Origin of the sequence: Cobetia sp. 14N.309.X.WAT.E.A4 (assembly GCF_030397495.1) — a bacterium.
Classification (GTDB): domain Bacteria; phylum Pseudomonadota; class Gammaproteobacteria; order Pseudomonadales; family Halomonadaceae; genus Cobetia; species Cobetia marina.
The window spans coordinates 716,447-733,203 of sequence record NZ_JAPNXT010000001.1; the positions used below are offsets into that span (position 1 = coordinate 716,447).

Consider the following 16,757-nt stretch of genomic DNA (forward strand, 5'->3'; position numbering starts at 1 on the left):
GGCCACGACCTCCCGACATCAGTATCTCGGCAATGGATTTGCAACACCCAAAAGGACGTCTCGATGTCATATGCACCGCAACCCTTGAGCGATACTCACGACCTTGCGCAGGCGAAGGCGTGGCTACGTACCTACCAGCGAGTGCGAGCTGCTACCGAGGCGATCTGTGCGCCGCTGCACAAGGAAGACTACATGGTGCAGAGCATGGCGGATGTCAGCCCGCCCAAGTGGCACATCGCCCATGTCAGCTGGTTTTTCGAGGCCTTCATCCTGAAGCCGTTTCAGCCCGGCTATCAGGCGCTCGATCCCGCCTATGATCACCTCTTCAACTCCTACTACGAGACCCATGGCGTGCCGTTCCCGCGCGCCGAGCGTGGCGCAATCTCGCGCCCGACCGTCGACGATGTCTATCGTTATCGCGCACACGTCGATAAGGCCATGCAAGCGCTGCTGGAGAATCCGCCTGAGGAACATCTGCCGGAGATTTTGCGTCGCCTGGAGTTGGGCCTACCGCATGAGCAGCAGCATCAGGAGCTGCTGTTGATGGACATCAAGCACATCCTGGCGCAGAACCCGCTGTGTCCGGCCTATCGGGATGACCTGGCGCCTGGCTTGGCACCGACACCTGAGCAGGAGGTGCCGCCGCTGGGCTGGCTGGCCTATCCAGCCGGGATTCGCGAGATCGGCCATGATGCCTCTAGAGGCGGCTTCGCCTACGACAACGAGATGGGCCGCCACCGTCAGTTTGTCGAAGCGTTCCAAATGGCGGATCGTCCAGTGACCAACGGCGAGTTTCTTGCCTTCATGCATGACGGCGGATACGCCACTCCCGAGCACTGGCTGGCGGATGGCTGGGCGACGGTCAAGGCGGAAGGTTGGCGGGCACCGCTTTACTGGGTCGAGCGTGACGGCGTTTGGCATCACTACACCCTCGGCGGCCTGGTGCCGGTGGATCTGAGCGCGCCGGTCTGCCACGTCAGCTTCTTCGAGGCCGACGCCTACGCCCAGTGGGCGGGCGCGCGTCTGCCGACTGAAGCCGAGTGGGAGACAGTCGCTCAGGATGTCCCCCTGACGGGTAACTTTGTCGATCAGGATCATCTGCAACCAGTCGCCGCCGCGAAAGCCGACGGCATGCTGGGTCAGATGTTCGGCGATGTCTGGGAGTGGACGGGCAGCGCCTATCGTCCGTATCCGGGCTTTCGCAAGTTGCTGGGCAGCCTGGGAGAGTACAACGGCAAGTTCATGTCCGGTCAGATGGTGCTGCGCGGAGGCTGCTGTGCCACGCCGGCAGACCACATCCGCGCGACCTATCGCAACTTCTTCCCGCCCGAGGCGCGCTGGGCATTCTCCGGCTTCCGGCTCGCCAGGGACAGTGGGGCATGATGGGCTGACGCCCTGCATGACGCGCCTCCGAGCACCTTCATCTGCTGCTTTCATCTGCCGCTTCTATCTTCCAACCCGTAAAGGAGTGTTCATGGCCGACAATCCCGAACCGCGTATTACCTTGCACCCGCTATCCTCGCGGGTGCGAATCCTGGTCGGTGAGACAGTGATCGCCGACACTGGCGACGCGCTGGAATTGCGCGAGAAGGGCTATCCGCCGAGGCTCTACTTGCCGCGCGACGATGTGGCGATGGCGAAGCTCTCGGTCTCTCACACCGTCACCCATTGCCCCTTCAAGGGCGACAGCACCTATTACTCCTTGCCCGATCTTCCTGATATCGCCTGGAGTTACGACCAGCCTATCGAGGATATGCAGGTGATCGCCGGGCGATTGGCGTTCGATGCTGACAAGGTCACGTTGGAGATGGAGTGATTCAGGTGAATGAATCGCGGCCAACGTGATTCTCTTGTCGGCGCATAAGGTCCCACCGCGCTCTGCTTCAGAGATAAACCGATAGAGAACAGTGGCTTGGCGTTTGTCAGATAGTTAGAATCCTGCAGTTTGCTGCACCGCGCTCAGCCATCGGGTGCGGTGCAGCCTTATCTTTCCCTTATCCAGACTCAGTACTCCGGTTGGACGAATCACCTCGCTTGATTCCTTTCCGTACAGGCTGCACCAGGAGTCAAGACAGTGGTTGTCCCTTCGAACATTGCGCCAGTGATGAGTGTACTGCTATGCCTCGTGCTGGCCTCCTGCATCAGTCGTTACCTCAAGTCCCCCCGCATGAAAGGCCGCATCGGCGAGTGGCGAGTGCGCTGGATGGCGCGCCGACTCGGCAAGCAGGGCTATCGGGCCTTGCACAATGTCACCCTCAAGACCGCGAACGGCACCACCCAGATCGATCATGTGCTGCTATCGCGTTTCGGCTGCTTCGTGCTGGAAACCAAGAACATGAAAGGCTGGATCTTCGGCAGTGAGCACGAGGCGCACTGGACCCAACAGTTTCCTCGCCAGTCGTTCAGCTTCCAGAACCCGCTACGCCAGAACTACCGGCACCTCAAGGCGCTGGAGACGACGCTTGGCGTGCCATTCGAGCACCTGCATTCGGTGATCATCTTCATCGGCAGGGCCAGGCTCAAAGGTGAGATGCCGTCCAACGTGACGCGCGGCACTGACTTCGTTCCCTTCGTACAGTCGTTCAAGACCCCCGTCTTCAGCGAGGCGCAGGTCGAGGCCATGCATGAGGCGTTGCTGACAGGGCGTCTGGTACCGACTCGGGCGACGCAGCGTGCCCATGTACAGCATCTCAAGCAGCGCAATGATCCACAGGCGAGACGTGAATGCCCGAAATGCGGCAGCCGGATGGTGCTGCGCACTGTCAAATCCGGTGTGCGCGAGGGCCAGCAGTTCTGGGGATGCTCGGCCTATCCGGAGTGTCGTGCTACACAGACGGTGTGATGACTGCCTTCACGGCTCCGAACGAGGCAACATCCAAACTTGAATTTCGCTGACAGGCACTACCATCGCTCGGCACGGCGGCACTGCTTTTGAATGTGTTGACGTTGCTGCTGCAACCTCGTCCAGCCTTTGCCTTCGAGACCGGCTTGCTGTAGCTGCTCCTTGAGGATGACTGAGTCGGATAGATCAGCGAGCGTGGTAACCATCTGTTGAATTTGGCGCTTCACAAACGGATAACTGAATCGGCACTCATCCGAAAAGGTCTGCCAATCGCGCGGTAGCAGCTGCATCGAATTGAACTCCCCGCCGAGGGAGAAGGCCATGTCTGAATCGTAACCGAGCACTATGGTGCCAACGAGGTCATAGGCTGGGGCGATCTGCCAACGACCTCGGGAGTCCTGTAACAAAGACACGTTCTTGGCATGGCCGTCACTGTTGCCAACCAGCACATTGAATATTTGCCAGCGAAGCAGCTGCTGAATGGATGCCGCTGAGGGTCGGCAGGCTTCGCGGACTGTTTGCACGATTTCTCCGAAACGTGGCCCACCGTAAGCCTGGTATTTCTGATTCCGCGACACGCCCATGGCCTGACACAGATCCTCCTGATGCAAACGCTCGACGTGTCCGCTTTCAATACCCAAGCGGTCGTAGCGTTCGACCATCAAGTAAGGATGTCGGCCGGCATAGACCATCGTGGTCCTCGGGCAGGCTATCCCCCCCAAGCGTGCCAGATTGTTCAGATACAGCTCATTCAGAATGACTTGCTCACGCCCTTCGACGGCAAATTTCAGAATATGGGTAGAGGGTTCGATTCCGATAGGTAAGTAGAGTGTATCGTTCCACAGTCGCACAGGAATCTTGTCCTGCGCGCCGGCCAGCGAGAGACGAGGGCGTTTGGCCAGAGCTCCTTCGTTCATCAGGGCATACCGCTCGCGAGCACCTGCCCATTGCGCAAGTCGATCGAGCGGCAACTCGCGGTAGTTGTCATCGAGGGATGACGGTAGGGCGCTTGACGGCGGCATGTGATCGCTCGGAAGGATCGTCAGCGCACCAGCACAATCGCCGCCGATGGTCGCCAGTAGCGAGAAGTCGTCGTCTGGTATACCCAGGCGCTTGATCAGCGCCGCCCGGGCTTGCTCTTCAGGCAGCAAATTTGCGAACCAGTGATGCGCCAGAAGGTCTTGGGGCTGCCAAGCCTTTTGGCTTAGTGGCAAGCTGTACGAAATGGCATGCCCGTTCTGTCGCCAGGTATCGTTGTATTCGAAGCCCATCAGTCGGCCATCCGTGCCGCGCCACAACGTCCCTACATGCTGCGTGTCGCGCCATACGTTCAACGAATCCGGCAATATCATGATTCGGATCCCTCCGGTGGAACAGCGGACAGCTCGATGCCTAGCGTATCAAGTACGATCAATATGCGACCCAACCCGCAGCTGTCACGGCCGTTTTCCAACTCACTCAGAAAGCGAATGCTCAACCCGCAAAGACCTGCGAGGGTTTCAAGATTTAGCCCTTGCTGCTTGCGAGAGCGGCGAATCAACTTGCCAAGCGTTGCGGCATCATGAATGGGAACTGCTAGCGATAGAGGCATGCTAAGACCTTTCACGATAAGAAAGCGGGTTGTTGCAAACAATTTAGTATACTTAAAAATTTCCCTATAGGGATAATTAGTTAGGTATACCGGAGTAGGCCTTAATTTTTCCCTATAGGGAAAATAGTTGGTGTGCGGGTTGCAAGTGCTGCAATTTTTCCCTCTCAGGACAATTGAGGGCGATCAGGTTGTCAAAGTATCAAGGAGATCATCGCACCACGCATGAACTGCTAATGCTCCATCCGTGTGTACAGACTCGGACGGCCCACTGCACCTCCTGATTCATCCCGACCGCCGGGCGTGAGATGGCGCAGGTGGACTCTGAAGTGCAACACCGCAAATGATGGAGGGTGATGCATCGGGGTTGGGCTATCTCTAGCCCGCCGTCCACCTGCGCTTCGGCTTCGATAGGCGACAGCCAGTATGCGAGTATGCGGCCTTCGCCTTCAGCGTCGCTTCATCAGCTCCAGAAGTACCTCACCATGTATCTCACCCAGCACGTGCGTGTAGTGATGTGTCAGTGTTTGAGAGTTGCGGTGCCCGATCAACTTGGCGAGTAACTCGAGACGGTGACCTCGTGCCTTGGCATCTTTTTCCAGTACGTCGTAGACCGCTCGGCGGCAGTTCGCCAGGGCTGGGGGAGTGAAGGACCAATGCCCTCGGCAGGCGGAGGAAAGACGATCCAGGAGCTGAGGGTAGTCGTCGCTGTAGAGGCGAAGTACGAGCCACGAGATCGCGTTGTGCCTCAAGAGGTGAAAATCGAAGTGGATGTCCTCCAGCTTCATTCCGGGCGTGAGTGCACCTCGGAGAGACTGCCGGGCCCATGCCATGAGCGGGGTCAGCAAGCTCTCTCTTGAATAGCCCAGCGGAGAGCTTTCTGGCCCCAGCAAGGCAATGTTCTTCAAACGATGCTGACCAGCAAAGGACTCTCGGCGCCTATCAATCCATTCTTTCACCAGCGTCATCAGTTCTGGAGATATCAGAAGGTGAAGAGGAACGCTGCGACGAGCATTTGCGGTCTTCCCAGCATGGATTTCTACGTAACAGTAGGTGGGGCCGTTATCTCCCGGCTGATTGATGATGACGTCATGCAGTGTCAATGCCATGACTTCTCCAGCTCGCAGGCCCCCGTAGTAGCCAAGGAGGAAGGCGATCAGCCAGCTGCGCCGCAATCCACTCCGTCTTCGAGAGAGCGCCCGGGTCAGATGTTCCGCCTCGTGCGGCATGATCAGATGTGTACGCAATGTACTGATGAAGCGACCTCCCTCACCCTGCACGGGGGGAATACCCGTTAATCGATCGTTACCTTGGCAGAAGCTGATGAACTGATTGAACGTCTGGAAGAAGTTGTGGGACGTCGAAGTGTCCCAGCCTTTCTGAGTCGGTAGCTGTTCGCTGATCGCCTCCATCAGTTCTCCATCCCAGAGCGTCAACCATGGGATATCGGGCAACATCATCAAGGAGGTGGGCGTCAGTCGACTCAGGTAAGTCCTGAGCGTGCTGGCTTTGTTGCCTTGAGTGCTCGATTGATAAGACAGCCATAGCAGTATCCAGAGTGGGTAGCTGTCTTCGCCCAGCATGTGTATCAGCTTCTTCGCGTAGCGAGACGTAATGGCGTCATGCCGCTGGATCGCAGATTCCCCTTTGGGGGTTATCAGACCTTCATGCTCCAGTTCGGTGATATACGCATATAGCTGGTTGCCTGCTTTCACATACCAGTCTGTTGATAGTTGATCCTGCCGGTATCGGGAAGAGGTAGATGGTGACGATTCGTTGCTCCTGTCGCCTCCTCCCATAAGAAGTTCAGGGGTGTGAAGATCGGTCTCGATGTCTTCCGGTTCAGAGACATCCATGGCGCCGGAAGCGCTTGACGTACCGGAGGTAGGGAGGGATGCCGCCGATAAAAAGAGGCTTTCGTCATGCTGCCAAGGAGAACGCCAGCTACACACCGGCAGGGGATAGCGCCGAAGCAGCTGTGACCAGATGGGCGCAGGGCCCAACAATGTCGTGCACCGAAAGGCATGACGAAGCAATGATCGAACACGCTTCAGCGAAGCGGAGGAACCAGTCCTGCGTGGTGCCTGGCTATCTAGTAGCTGTGACAGACCGGTGACCAAGAGCTGATCCAGATGGGCGGCTCGTGCTTCTAATGGACTGTTCAGATCCAGCGTAGCATCCGAGGAGAACCACCATGCATCTGCTCGCTGGGAGGAGGGGGCTGGTGATGGGGCATGGGACTGACGGCAAGCCCTGAGTAGCCTCCTGAGATGATTCGGGATTTTTAGCCGGTAATGGGCTGGATGTGTTCGAGATAGCCCTGGCAGACAGCCGATGAACCAATGGTGGGGGCCGCGCTTGGTGTTCAGGCGTGGCAGATGCTCTGGGCTCAAGTTCAGCAAAGTATGGCGAATCACTTCTTCCTCCATCCCTAGCAGGGTACCCATGCTCAGGGCCAGGAAGAGAAGAGACTGCTCTGGCGTACATTGGTTGGCGGGAATGCTCTGCAGGGCGCGTACCGAATCCAGCACCCGTTGCTGAACCTTGATATCCCGTGATGAGGTAGCCGCGGATGAGGGTCTGACCGGGCGTTTGATACTGGTCGGAATCGTAGCTTCGAAGTCAGGCTCTCGGTTGAGGTGAGTCAGTACAAGCGCGACTTCTTTGGTTGCCTTTCGGGAGCTGAAGTCGAGTTCAGCTTCCTTGGCAAGCTGGATGGCGTTGCGAATCAAGGCTTGTACATCTCGCTGGTTCAAGCGTGTGATATTGTGCCGAGCGCGAGACGGCTTGGTGGAGGACGCACTTTGCGCTCTGGCTTGTGCCCTGGTTACCTTTTTCTTATGCCGTCGCCAAGCGTAGCGTGCGACATTCTTGCGGAAATGTCTGAGCTCTTCAGAAGAGGAGAAAAGGCGATGACCTGGATCATCCCAGCGACGGAATATCCTACCCAGTGTTTTCGAAAGCTCGATCGGAGACAGCTTCGGAGTTGTAAGCTCTTGGTGCGTGGCCTGGGCAGGTACATCGGTTTTCTTCCGAAGGTCAATGGGGGTAACAGCGCTCATCCTCTATCTCCTTGAATGGCTGGTCCGGCGTGCTCAATGGGCCATGGGAGGTCGTCTCTGTGAAGCAGATCCGGTGTCAAGCCGCATAGTCTGGCGATATCGGTTAGTGCGCTTCGTGTCGCCGATTGAATCAGGCTCCGATCACTGGCCGGGGATTGGAGTGAGTGCCCCTGGGTGGTGTGCCCAGCGAGTGCGCTAAATTCAGCGTGAGAAAGTCGCGATTGGAGCGCGGTGAGCATGCTGTGGCGCGTGATATTGGAAGGCTGGTGGCCCCACTGGCTCAATTCAGTTGCCAAAGGCGAAGGCATGAATGTTGGAAGATCCTTGAGCCACTGTCGCCAGTCAGCATGCTGCATGCGTTGCTGCGTCAACATCATTGTCGAGGCACTGAACTTCCATTGAACGGGGTAGGCGACTTGTTCATGCCTAAGAAAGTCTGCTTTGCCACCGTGGCGTTTCCACCATCGTTGCCATTCCTCCCGCCACTCATGCTGAAGCCGGAGCAATGCGCCAAGGGCAGGGACAAGTGGAATTTGGCGGCTTTCCTGTGCCCGAGCCGAATCCTTGTCGCGTAGCCAGAGCGTATTTTCCAGCTGCTCACATTGGGTTTTGGATCCAATTGGGCGAGCCAAGGTGCAGAGCTGCCATGCAAGTAAGGTCAGCGCTCCCAGTATCTGACCTTGCCGGGCAATGGCTTCGCCGACTGCCCGTAAGTCGCTACTACGATTCCCTTGTGAGGTAATCAATGAGGTAACCAGCATGGCGTGATTTTTGGTAAGTTGCGTCAGCAAAAAAAGCGGCCGTTTGAAATAGCTCGGCTCCTGGGCTTTTGTGGATCCCACGGTGTGATCTTCGCGAGGTGTACGACAGTCTTCTTCTAACAAAGGGAATAGGCCAAGCGCAGCTTGAGCCGAGAGAAAAGCCTTCTGAATCTTGTGCAGAGGTATCGTTCGATACGTTGCCGGGGCAGAGAGCGAAAGCGGGAGCTCGCCTCGCAACCAGGTCGCGATCACTTCATCTTCACAGGCAGGTATCACCCAATGATGATGACTGGCGGACACGCGTCTCAACGTCAGAGTACTTCCGGGACGGTTATCCCCCCAGCGCTTGAGTTTTTTCTCGATTATTGATTTCAGTGCTTTGAAAGGCTGGGCGCCGGGGAGCCATACCTTTTCGGCCATGAGTGAGTGATTGAGAGCGTTGGGCAAGGGCAACGTGATGATGGTTTCGGTAGGTGCCTTGTTGACAGAGTAGTGGAGTAGCCCCTCCTCCGGTGACCAGCTGGGAATTTGATCCAGCGTCTGGCAGATGATCCACTCACGATTGCTGTCGCTATTGAGGGGCAGCTTGGGGGATCGGGAGATTACCGTCGTCTGCAGCAAGCGCTCAGGTGCTATTCCACTGCAAAGTAGAATGCTAAGAAATGCCAAGGCTTGTCGGTTTGCAATGGCACTCTCAGATTCTATGAGAAATTCCTCATCTTTCGGTGGTTGGAAGATACGTAAAGCTGCTAGAACCTCTTCTTGTGGGCGTAGGCTGATGTCTGCAGATGTCTTGAGACTGCGGGCCTGTTGCAAGAGCTGTACGCTCTCAAGGTGAAGCGCCTGATCGCCTTGTGAAAGCAGCGTGTTATGGAATAGCTCTTTCACTGGGTCGAGGGGTGAGATACTGCTTTGGTTCAGATCATTAGATGATGATTCATTCTGATGTTCATTGTCATCCGTGAGCTCTTCATCATCCTCTATTAAGGCATGGTCAAGTGCTTGGATTGACCTGTCAAGGGAGCGATAGTCGGTATATTCAGCATGAATTTTGTAAGATTTGTCACTGGCCCAAAGTGGCGAATCACGAAGAATGGTATCGACATGTTGACGTCTTTTTTGATTTTCATTGCGAGCTCTATGCTGTTTTCTTATTGGGCTACGAGTGAGCTGGCTCGACTGATAAATTTCGTCAAGCAAAGCGCGTGTCGCTTTCTTATTGCGCAGATGGTTGGGATGCTCCGATGGACGATCAGTTGCTGTATCATAGGCATGAAGAAACTGTTCGAGCAGCTCCAAATCAGCATCGGAAAAATGCTCCGGAGGAGGAACTAACTGCTCTCCCAGGGTAGGGGAAATGGGTCTGGGGAAACTGTTTTGAATATCATCCAGGTCGCCCCAGTTAAGTAGCCGCTTAAGCGTCTTTCTAAGCTCAAGTATCTGGGTGTAATATTTGATGGCAGAGCCACGTCTTACAGTACGACGAGGCTGACAAAAAATCAGTCTAAGCAGCTTTCGGATACTGCTTACGCGAGGATCAGTGAGCGATGTAAATCGGTAGTTCACCGTGTAATGAAGGCAGTGAGACATTCTATGATTTCGATGTGACTCATCTTCCATAAAAAATTGGCTTTCTAGAAACTCTTCTACTTGGGGCACAAGGTCTGGCTCCGAGTAATCGGCGGCAAAGAGGCGAGCACTGAGGCGATATTCTGAGGCAATCAAGGGTGGGAGGCTCCTCTTGAGCCACTCCGGTACAAGGGGCCAGCGGGACCCGATCGCATTGAGGTCGTAATTAGCCAATATTTGGTCAGGTAGTTGGTGTTCACTCACGTGAAAGCCTCCTGTTTATCAGTCAATCAAAGCTCATAAAGCCAATCAATTTGCGAATCTGAGTCGTTTTCCCTCTTATTGTTCGAGTACTTGCTTTTTTCTTTTATATTGCTTTGCTTGTTGGTATCTGATTCCTGCTTCCTATTATCTTTTCTTTTGCTATGGGTGTTCTTCTTACTTGTTTTAGCGACAGTGGCGCCGTTTGCTATATTTCTATCTTTAGATGCATTATTTTGACTTTTATTAGCGCTATCCATTATTGTGTTCATAAACTTTCTAATCGAGTCAATGGAATAGCGATGCTTGAACATTGATGAGATTTGCTTGTGTGTTATTGGCAAGTTTTGTTGAGTGACTACATTGCTCCATGCGTATTGTAATCTTTTATCACTAATGAAGTTTCTGAGTATATAGTTCCATATTTTTTTATCGTTCATGTTGAAATCGCCAGTGGTATGTAGGTTGTGGATATTGATCCATTCCCAGCCAAGCTCGAGCAGAGGCTGTAGCACCTGGTAATAGAATCTCACCACCTGGACTTCATCTTCGTTGAGCTTGCCGATATCGATCTCGATACAAAATACACTTTGTGAGACGGGTACTTTCTGCGTGGATACGATGGCATTGATGACATGAAAATTCACGAACTCCTCGGAAGTGTGAGTCGACTGGACGTTGCTACGGAAGCGGACAGGCGCTAGGGGCAGGCTTTCTGTCGCGACCGATGGTCGAAAAGCATGCTCCTCGTTCATAAGCTCGGCGGTGTCCACCTCGAGTACTCGCTGATGGATGACAAGCGTCTTGTCAGCGCTGATTTTCACCAGTGACGGTGTATAGATAGCATCTGGCATATTGATGACTCCAACGATAGGCAAAGGGGGGCCGAGACGTATGAGAGAATCATTCGTCGAGTTCATGTCTAGGAAACGCGGGTAACTTTGAGTAGTGATAATCAGTCGAGTGATGCACCTGACCTGTAGAACGATATCTCTGGGAGTGCCGCCTCCTAATATATTCAAGCTGATTCAGTGTGTACTAATAGCATAACTCAAGTGGCAAGAATCTACTGCATCAGTTAACCGTCAAAATCGACCGTTTCGCGAGCATTAGGGCTTTTTGGCGTCAATATTGGTAGTAATTTCTTATTATGGCTTTGCATCTGATCGCTTTTTTCAATTCATCGTTTATTGAACGGTAATGCACTGCTCATGTTTATCAAAAGTCATTGGCGCTGTTTTCGAAGGGGTCTGCGACCCGAATGTACTCCGTCAAGGTGCTGAGATGTCTGTGACCTGTCACGCGTTGAATCTGCTCCAGGCTCTTCCCCCGTAGATGAGCTTCAGTGATCAGGCCAGCACGCATGCTATGTGTGCTGAATCCGCGTGAGGCCAGGTTTGACCGCTCAAGACCTCTGACCAAGGCATTCTGAAATGCAGTCCGAGAGAGTTTCGAGCCTCCCGGCCTGCCGCCCAGCGAGACGCTGCGAAATACCGCACCTCTTTGGATATGGGCGGCTTCCAGCCAGCGATACAGGAGATTGACGGGGCAGTAGGGGAGCGAGGTATCCGCATGGTGAATAGCTTTGACTTCATGTCGTCCTTCTTGATTGGTCTTGCTGCGGGCGAGCCTGACCAGCACGCCTCGTGTATCCCATGTGAGGTGCTCGACACGAAGATTGAGGACTTCGCTGTAACGAAATGCTCCATAGAACGTCAGGCAAAACATGGCGGCATCGCGTAGATCTCGTAACTCGCTCAAATCCAGGCTATTCAGCAGCTGATGCAGATCGTCTCTCATCAAGGCTGGTGCACGTTTCACCGGCACTTCATTGAGGCGTGCACAGCCGCGCATGACCCCCTTGATCATTTGCTCATTGCCCAGGGTGGGGCAATTCATGACAAGGTGCCAACGCCGTAACGAGCACAGCTGCCGTTTGAGCGTATTCGGTTTATAGCCGTCCTCGAAACACCGGGTGAGATAGTTGGCAATCTCCGTGTCGGTGCTGGGGAGGATACCGCCACGTCTGAGAAACATCCGTATGTCGCTTTGGAAGGCTCGGATGGTACTCGGTGCAAGGCTTGCCATGATCAGCTTTCGTGCCGAGACCGTCAGGCAAAGTCCCGGCAGAGAGTCCTGGTTTCCCTGATAGGGGATCACTTGCATTGCCTGATGTCTTCGTCTTTGAGGCGGGTGAATGCCTGTCGGTGGTCTGGACACCATGAGGGATCTCCATCGATGTCGAAAAGTTGGAATGATGGCCGACATGCGCTTGTGAGGCGGCCAACCAATTTCACGCTATCACCCTTAGTAAATCAGCCAACCCGAAATGCATGCCTCAGAAGGCATGGAAAGTCGAGAGTCACGCATGCTTAGGGTTATTGGAGGGATACCACTAGCAAGTGCATGATATGTGAGTGTTATCTCTGGGGTGGGGTTGAAGAAAAGTGAAATCATCTGCCTAGTCGTGCAGGCGGTGCAGCCGAATCGCTGCCTGTGGTCAGAGCGATACCAGGCGCGCCAAGAAGGCGTTGGAGAACGCCACATCATTTGCCAGATCGAGAGTTATCTCTCGTATTCCCTCTGACAGGCTCACGCACTCACTCATGGGGGCCTGAGCATGTAGCGCGCCATGCATGTCAATCGTGGGGAGTTCTCCGCTTGTGCCAGGATCGTTGGAGCCTATCGAATCATTGGCTGGATAGACGTTTGGGGCGGGTACTGTCGGGTAAGAGAAGGGATCCAGTTGGATCGCAGCATGCTCGTCGGGCAAGTCGTCAAACAGCCGGTAGGCGTAGTGCCGTAACGTGCTTTCGTTGAGCGCATAGAAATAGCACGCATCATCCTGTGCATGTCGACGCCGAATGATTCGGCCCAGTACCTGGCGAAAATACTGCTCGGTTCTGACGTGGCTGAGGTAGCAACATACTTGCAGGCGGGGAATGTCGATCCCTTCACTGACCATGTTGACAGAGACAACCCACGAGGTATGGCCGTAGCGAAACGCCTCAAGTCGTGCGTGCGCTCCTTCCGTCTGGCTGGTTACTAGGCACACCGTCTGACCCATCTGTTTCAGACAATCGGCGATGTCTTCTGCATGAGAAATATTGGATGCCACCACCAATCCTGCGGCGGTCGGGTCTTTCTCCTGAAGCTGTCGCAAGCGTTGGCAGCTGATGTCCAGCAAATGCTGCTGAGGCCCCGGGTGACGCAGCAAGGCGGCGTAATGCACCCCGGGATGACGTAACAAGGCCGGGATGCTTTGGTAATACAGTGTCTCACGCTGCGCCTGCTGTTCTGCCACCAGACGTATGTCGTCGTTATCTATCAGGTATATCTGGGGAGTACGGCAGACATCATCCTGGATGGCATCACGCAGGGTATAAGTGAAGTCTGGGATCAGCGCGAGGCGGTCACTGTCAGCCGATGTCAGTGTTGGCACCGCTTGCTCGGATGTCGTGGCGACTTCATGACTCGGCGCCAGATAACGCAGCATGGGAAGACAGCTGCCATCAGTGCGCCAAGGAGTGCCTGACAAGGCGAGCGTAAAGCGAACATCGCGCTCCAATGCCAAGAGCGCCAATCCCCACTGATTGGCGCCAGTGGGTGCCGAGTTGGTGTAGGCGTTTTTTGCGGCGCATGCTGTCGCGCCGGCGGCATGGTGGCTTTCGTCCCAGACCAGCAGGACACGTCCTTGGCGACAGAGTTGCTTGAGTTCCTCCAGGCGGAAGCTAAGCGCTTGATAGGTCAGCGCGATACCGACATCCCCCAGCCTGCCCTGCATGGGGCGCCCCAGAATCTGCGAAAACGTCTCACGCGCACGCTCTACCACGGCGGAGGTGGGGCCCAGATAGATGACGTGATCAATGCTCCCGTTGAGAATCAGTTCCTCAGTCAGGACGGCTGCCATCAGCATCTTGCCCGCACCCGGGGTGGCCTGGCACAGGAAATGGGGCTGCTGATCCGAAAGGCGTTGAAGCGCTGTCTCAATACAACGCGCTTGCCAGGCTCTGAGTGTCGGGCTTGTCAGAGAGGGCAGTAATCGATTGATCTGACGCGGCGTCATGAGGCACCTCCAGCATGGCGTTTTGCAGAGAGCGCCAGCACGGCGGCCAGTTGTCCCTGGAGTTCGCAAGCGCGCTGAATCGCATCTTCCTGAAGCAAAGCGATGTCTGGTTTCGCCTCCGGATAGTCCTTTGCCAGCTGATAGAGGTGCTCGGCTTCCGCCTTCGCGGCCCGCATGGATTTTTTCAAGGCTCGACGTTGTTCCTGCAGTGCTTCATCGAGCGGTAGATGCGATGTGCTGTCGGTTTTCGACGTGGGAAGATCCTGACGATTGCTCGGCAGTGGGATATCCGGTGAGCGCTCCGAAGTGCTATCGATGAGTTGATAGACGCGGCGACGCTTGCCGATGGTGTCGGATTGCACAACGTGACCATCAATGACCAGGCGATCGATCAGGTCACCGACACGCTGCAGGACAATAATGGGTTTATAGCCCGCCAACTCTGGATGTTTCATCAGCTCGTTGCGGCAGCTGACTTTTGTGAAATGGGTCGGCTTATCCTTCAGTGCTTTCAGCCACTGCTGGAAGTGCTGTTTGATCAACTGTCCTCGCCGATAAGCTGCCGCAGTCGAGGAGTCTTGGAATGTGGGAGTGCTTGAGGTGTGAGGGGGAGGAGAGTGACGTTGGTTCTCTGAGGTGATGGTAGATGATGAGTCGTATGACACCGAAGTCTCAGGCGTCTTGGTAGACCCGGCTATTGTCTTGCCCGTAACAGAGGGCACATGAGGAGTAGATGAAGGTGTTGGTATGGTGTGAGAAGAATTTGAGGTCATGACAGCACCTCACTGCAGTCGTCAACAACGCGTGCGCGACAGTCTTGGGAAGGGGGATCGGGATAGCCGCCATAGGGGGTGGGCAGATCGGGGCTACGCGGAGATGCCGTAGTCTGAATGACCATGGTTGAAGCTCCTAGAGTTGAGGAGCCGCTCCCGCTGTCGCCAAACAGTGATGGGGGCGGCCGTACGCAGGTTGGCGAACCGGCACTCTAGGAAACCGGCAGACCCGAGGGTCTCCCACGCACGACCGCCATAACGCATGGCAGGCACAAAAAAAGCGCCTATCATGGTCTGGGGCGCTGATGCGCCTAGAGGTATTCGAGTCGCCAAACCCGACCGAGGATTTTGCCTCGATAATCCAAATCTAGCAGATGGCCGGGGTTAGGTAAATATCATTTGTGGAGATGTTTCGTTGCCATCATTTATTAGTGTTGTCTGGGTAAAGACCATGGGCTATTGAGGGGGCATTTATGCGCCATATGGAAACTGGGGAAGAAAAGCACGCATCCGTCATGCGAGCTCTAAAAGCTTCATATCGTGGCCTCGAGCCATAATACAGCGGTGCCACTTTGGGGAGGGCAGTCTAGCGAGGAGAGTGATATCGACTATCCAGACAGCGAAATTTTCGCTAGTGGGCAGTCGATATCTGTTCGACACCACGGCGTGCGGCATCAATGGCCTTCGCGACATGGCTTGGAAATTGTGGCAACCATTCACTGGCAATGACGAACAGGTGTTGATGCAAAGGACCTTCATTCGCTTCCGGTGGCGAGATCGAGACATGGGATGCCACGCCTTCCAGGTCTGCCGGGCTCGCGATGAACGGTGAGGTTGCCCAATCCTTGAGAACATCGCTTTGGGGGCTGGCCGCCTGAGGGCCGAATAAGCGACCCAGATGTGCGCGGCAGTGCTGACGTAATGCGTCCGGCATGATCTGACATCGTTGACCAGCTGGTACCCCCCACGAATCCGAAGAGTGCACCGAGGCCTTCGATTGGACTGGCATCGTGAATCTCCACCATTGGGCCACGCGCGCTGCGTGCGGTGCTGGACAAGCCGGCCTCGCGCCAGAAAGGACGATCGTAGATGGCGGTATTCTTGGCATGGAGTGCCATCCAGGTCGCGTTTTGCTGCCACTGTGCCGTCAAGGCGCTCGGGAGTGCCGGCGTGAATTGGATATGCTGGAGTGCCTGACGTGACGGAACAGCCAACAAGACCTGCTCCACCTCACAGCTCATGCGTTGCCCGCTGCCATCCTCGACGCTCAGCGCAATCCTGTCTGGCAAGCGCTCGAGATGACGGACGACCTGTCCAGTCAGTACCTTGTCCGCGTGAATATCGCGACGCAGCTGCTAGATCAGCGTTTCGGTTCCGCCGGTAAGATGCTGGGCGTCATCCCGCTCAAGCAGATTTCGAGAGGGCCGGATTGCACCCGCACACAAGGTGAGGCTCAGCTTGTCGCCGACAGGGGAATGGTGCCGAAGTCTTTCGAGAGTGCGGCGATTTCACGGCCATCCTTGTGCAGCAATCGGTCGACGCTGACGTGGCAGCTCACTTCGCAGACCCCACTTTCGGCATCGACGTAACTCCTTATGCTTTTCTTCATGGCACCTTCAATGATGACTTGCTTGAGTTCTCCCTCAAGCAGAAGCGAGATGGGCAGTCGAAGGGTCGCGCCATCGTGAGGGATATCCTGCGTGCTCGCGATGGGGAACCAGTGTGAGTAGGGGGGGCTGCCTTCGGGAACATACTTCATGAGGTTCTGATAGACAGTGCCGCCCGATAACAGGAAATCAAGAAAGTACTTCATGGTGTCCCTCCCGGGAGATGTG

12 protein-coding genes and 1 pseudogene are annotated in these 16,757 nt (G+C 55.3%); 3 read left to right on the forward strand and 10 right to left on the reverse strand.

What is annotated here, in order from left to right; translation table 11 throughout:
* Positions 1–63 precede the first annotated feature (63 nt).
* The 3 genes from egtB to OW493_RS03065 all read left to right on the forward strand — a co-directional run bounded on the left by egtB (position 64) and on the right by OW493_RS03065 (position 2,842).
* Complete coding sequence (egtB, locus tag OW493_RS03055; protein ID WP_289863195.1) at positions 64–1,383, forward strand: ergothioneine biosynthesis protein EgtB; 1,320 nt, start codon at positions 64–66, stop codon at positions 1,381–1,383.
* A gap of 91 nt (positions 1,384–1,474) precedes the next feature.
* Positions 1,475–1,816: a DUF427 domain-containing protein gene (locus OW493_RS03060; protein WP_289863196.1), complete on the forward strand. Its 342-nt coding sequence runs from the start codon at positions 1,475–1,477 to the stop codon at positions 1,814–1,816.
* 288 nt (positions 1,817–2,104) lie between these two features.
* Positions 2,105–2,842, forward strand: coding sequence for an NERD domain-containing protein (locus tag OW493_RS03065; RefSeq protein ID WP_289863197.1), 738 nt, complete (start codon positions 2,105–2,107; stop codon positions 2,840–2,842).
* Positions 2,843–2,901: 59 nt separating this feature from the next.
* Here OW493_RS03065 and OW493_RS03070 read toward each other — a convergent pair whose 3' ends face one another.
* From OW493_RS03070 to OW493_RS03115, 10 genes and pseudogenes are all read right to left on the reverse strand, one after another.
* Entirely contained in the window at positions 2,902–4,194 is a 1,293-nt protein-coding gene (locus OW493_RS03070; protein WP_289863198.1) for a type II toxin-antitoxin system HipA family toxin, read from the reverse strand.
* Positions 4,191–4,433: a helix-turn-helix domain-containing protein gene (locus tag OW493_RS03075; RefSeq protein ID WP_213115137.1), complete on the reverse strand. Its 243-nt coding sequence runs from the start codon at positions 4,431–4,433 to the stop codon at positions 4,191–4,193. Before OW493_RS03075 ends, OW493_RS03070 begins: the two co-directional genes overlap by 4 nt.
* Before the next feature lie 446 nt (positions 4,434–4,879).
* A complete protein-coding gene (locus OW493_RS03080; protein ID WP_289863199.1) occupies positions 4,880–7,492 on the reverse strand; it encodes a site-specific integrase in 2,613 nt (870 codons plus the stop codon).
* The gene (locus OW493_RS03085; protein WP_289863200.1) at positions 7,489–10,086 is read right to left on the reverse strand and encodes a hypothetical protein; all 2,598 of its coding nucleotides are present in this window, start codon (positions 10,084–10,086) and stop codon (positions 7,489–7,491) included. Before OW493_RS03085 ends, OW493_RS03080 begins: the two co-directional genes overlap by 4 nt.
* Before the next feature lie 26 nt (positions 10,087–10,112).
* On the reverse strand, positions 10,113–10,937 hold the full coding sequence (locus OW493_RS03090; protein ID WP_289863201.1) for a hypothetical protein: 825 nt from the start codon (positions 10,935–10,937) through the stop codon (positions 10,113–10,115).
* Between the two features lie 364 nt (positions 10,938–11,301).
* Positions 11,302–12,249: a site-specific integrase gene (locus OW493_RS03095; protein WP_289863202.1), complete on the reverse strand. Its 948-nt coding sequence runs from the start codon at positions 12,247–12,249 to the stop codon at positions 11,302–11,304.
* Between the two features lie 334 nt (positions 12,250–12,583).
* Complete coding sequence (locus OW493_RS03100) at positions 12,584–14,149, reverse strand: DEAD/DEAH box helicase family protein (protein WP_289863203.1); 1,566 nt, start codon at positions 14,147–14,149, stop codon at positions 12,584–12,586.
* Complete coding sequence (locus OW493_RS03105) at positions 14,146–14,691, reverse strand: hypothetical protein (protein ID WP_289863204.1); 546 nt, start codon at positions 14,689–14,691, stop codon at positions 14,146–14,148. The genes OW493_RS03100 and OW493_RS03105 overlap by 4 nt, the downstream gene beginning before the upstream one ends.
* Positions 14,692–15,553: 862 nt before the next feature.
* Positions 15,554–16,211, reverse strand: a pseudogene (locus OW493_RS17200) (FAD-dependent oxidoreductase).
* Positions 16,212–16,375: 164 nt separating this feature from the next.
* The gene (locus OW493_RS03115) at positions 16,376–16,735 is read right to left on the reverse strand and encodes a hypothetical protein (protein ID WP_084208949.1); all 360 of its coding nucleotides are present in this window, start codon (positions 16,733–16,735) and stop codon (positions 16,376–16,378) included.
* Positions 16,736–16,757: the final 22 nt, after the last annotated feature.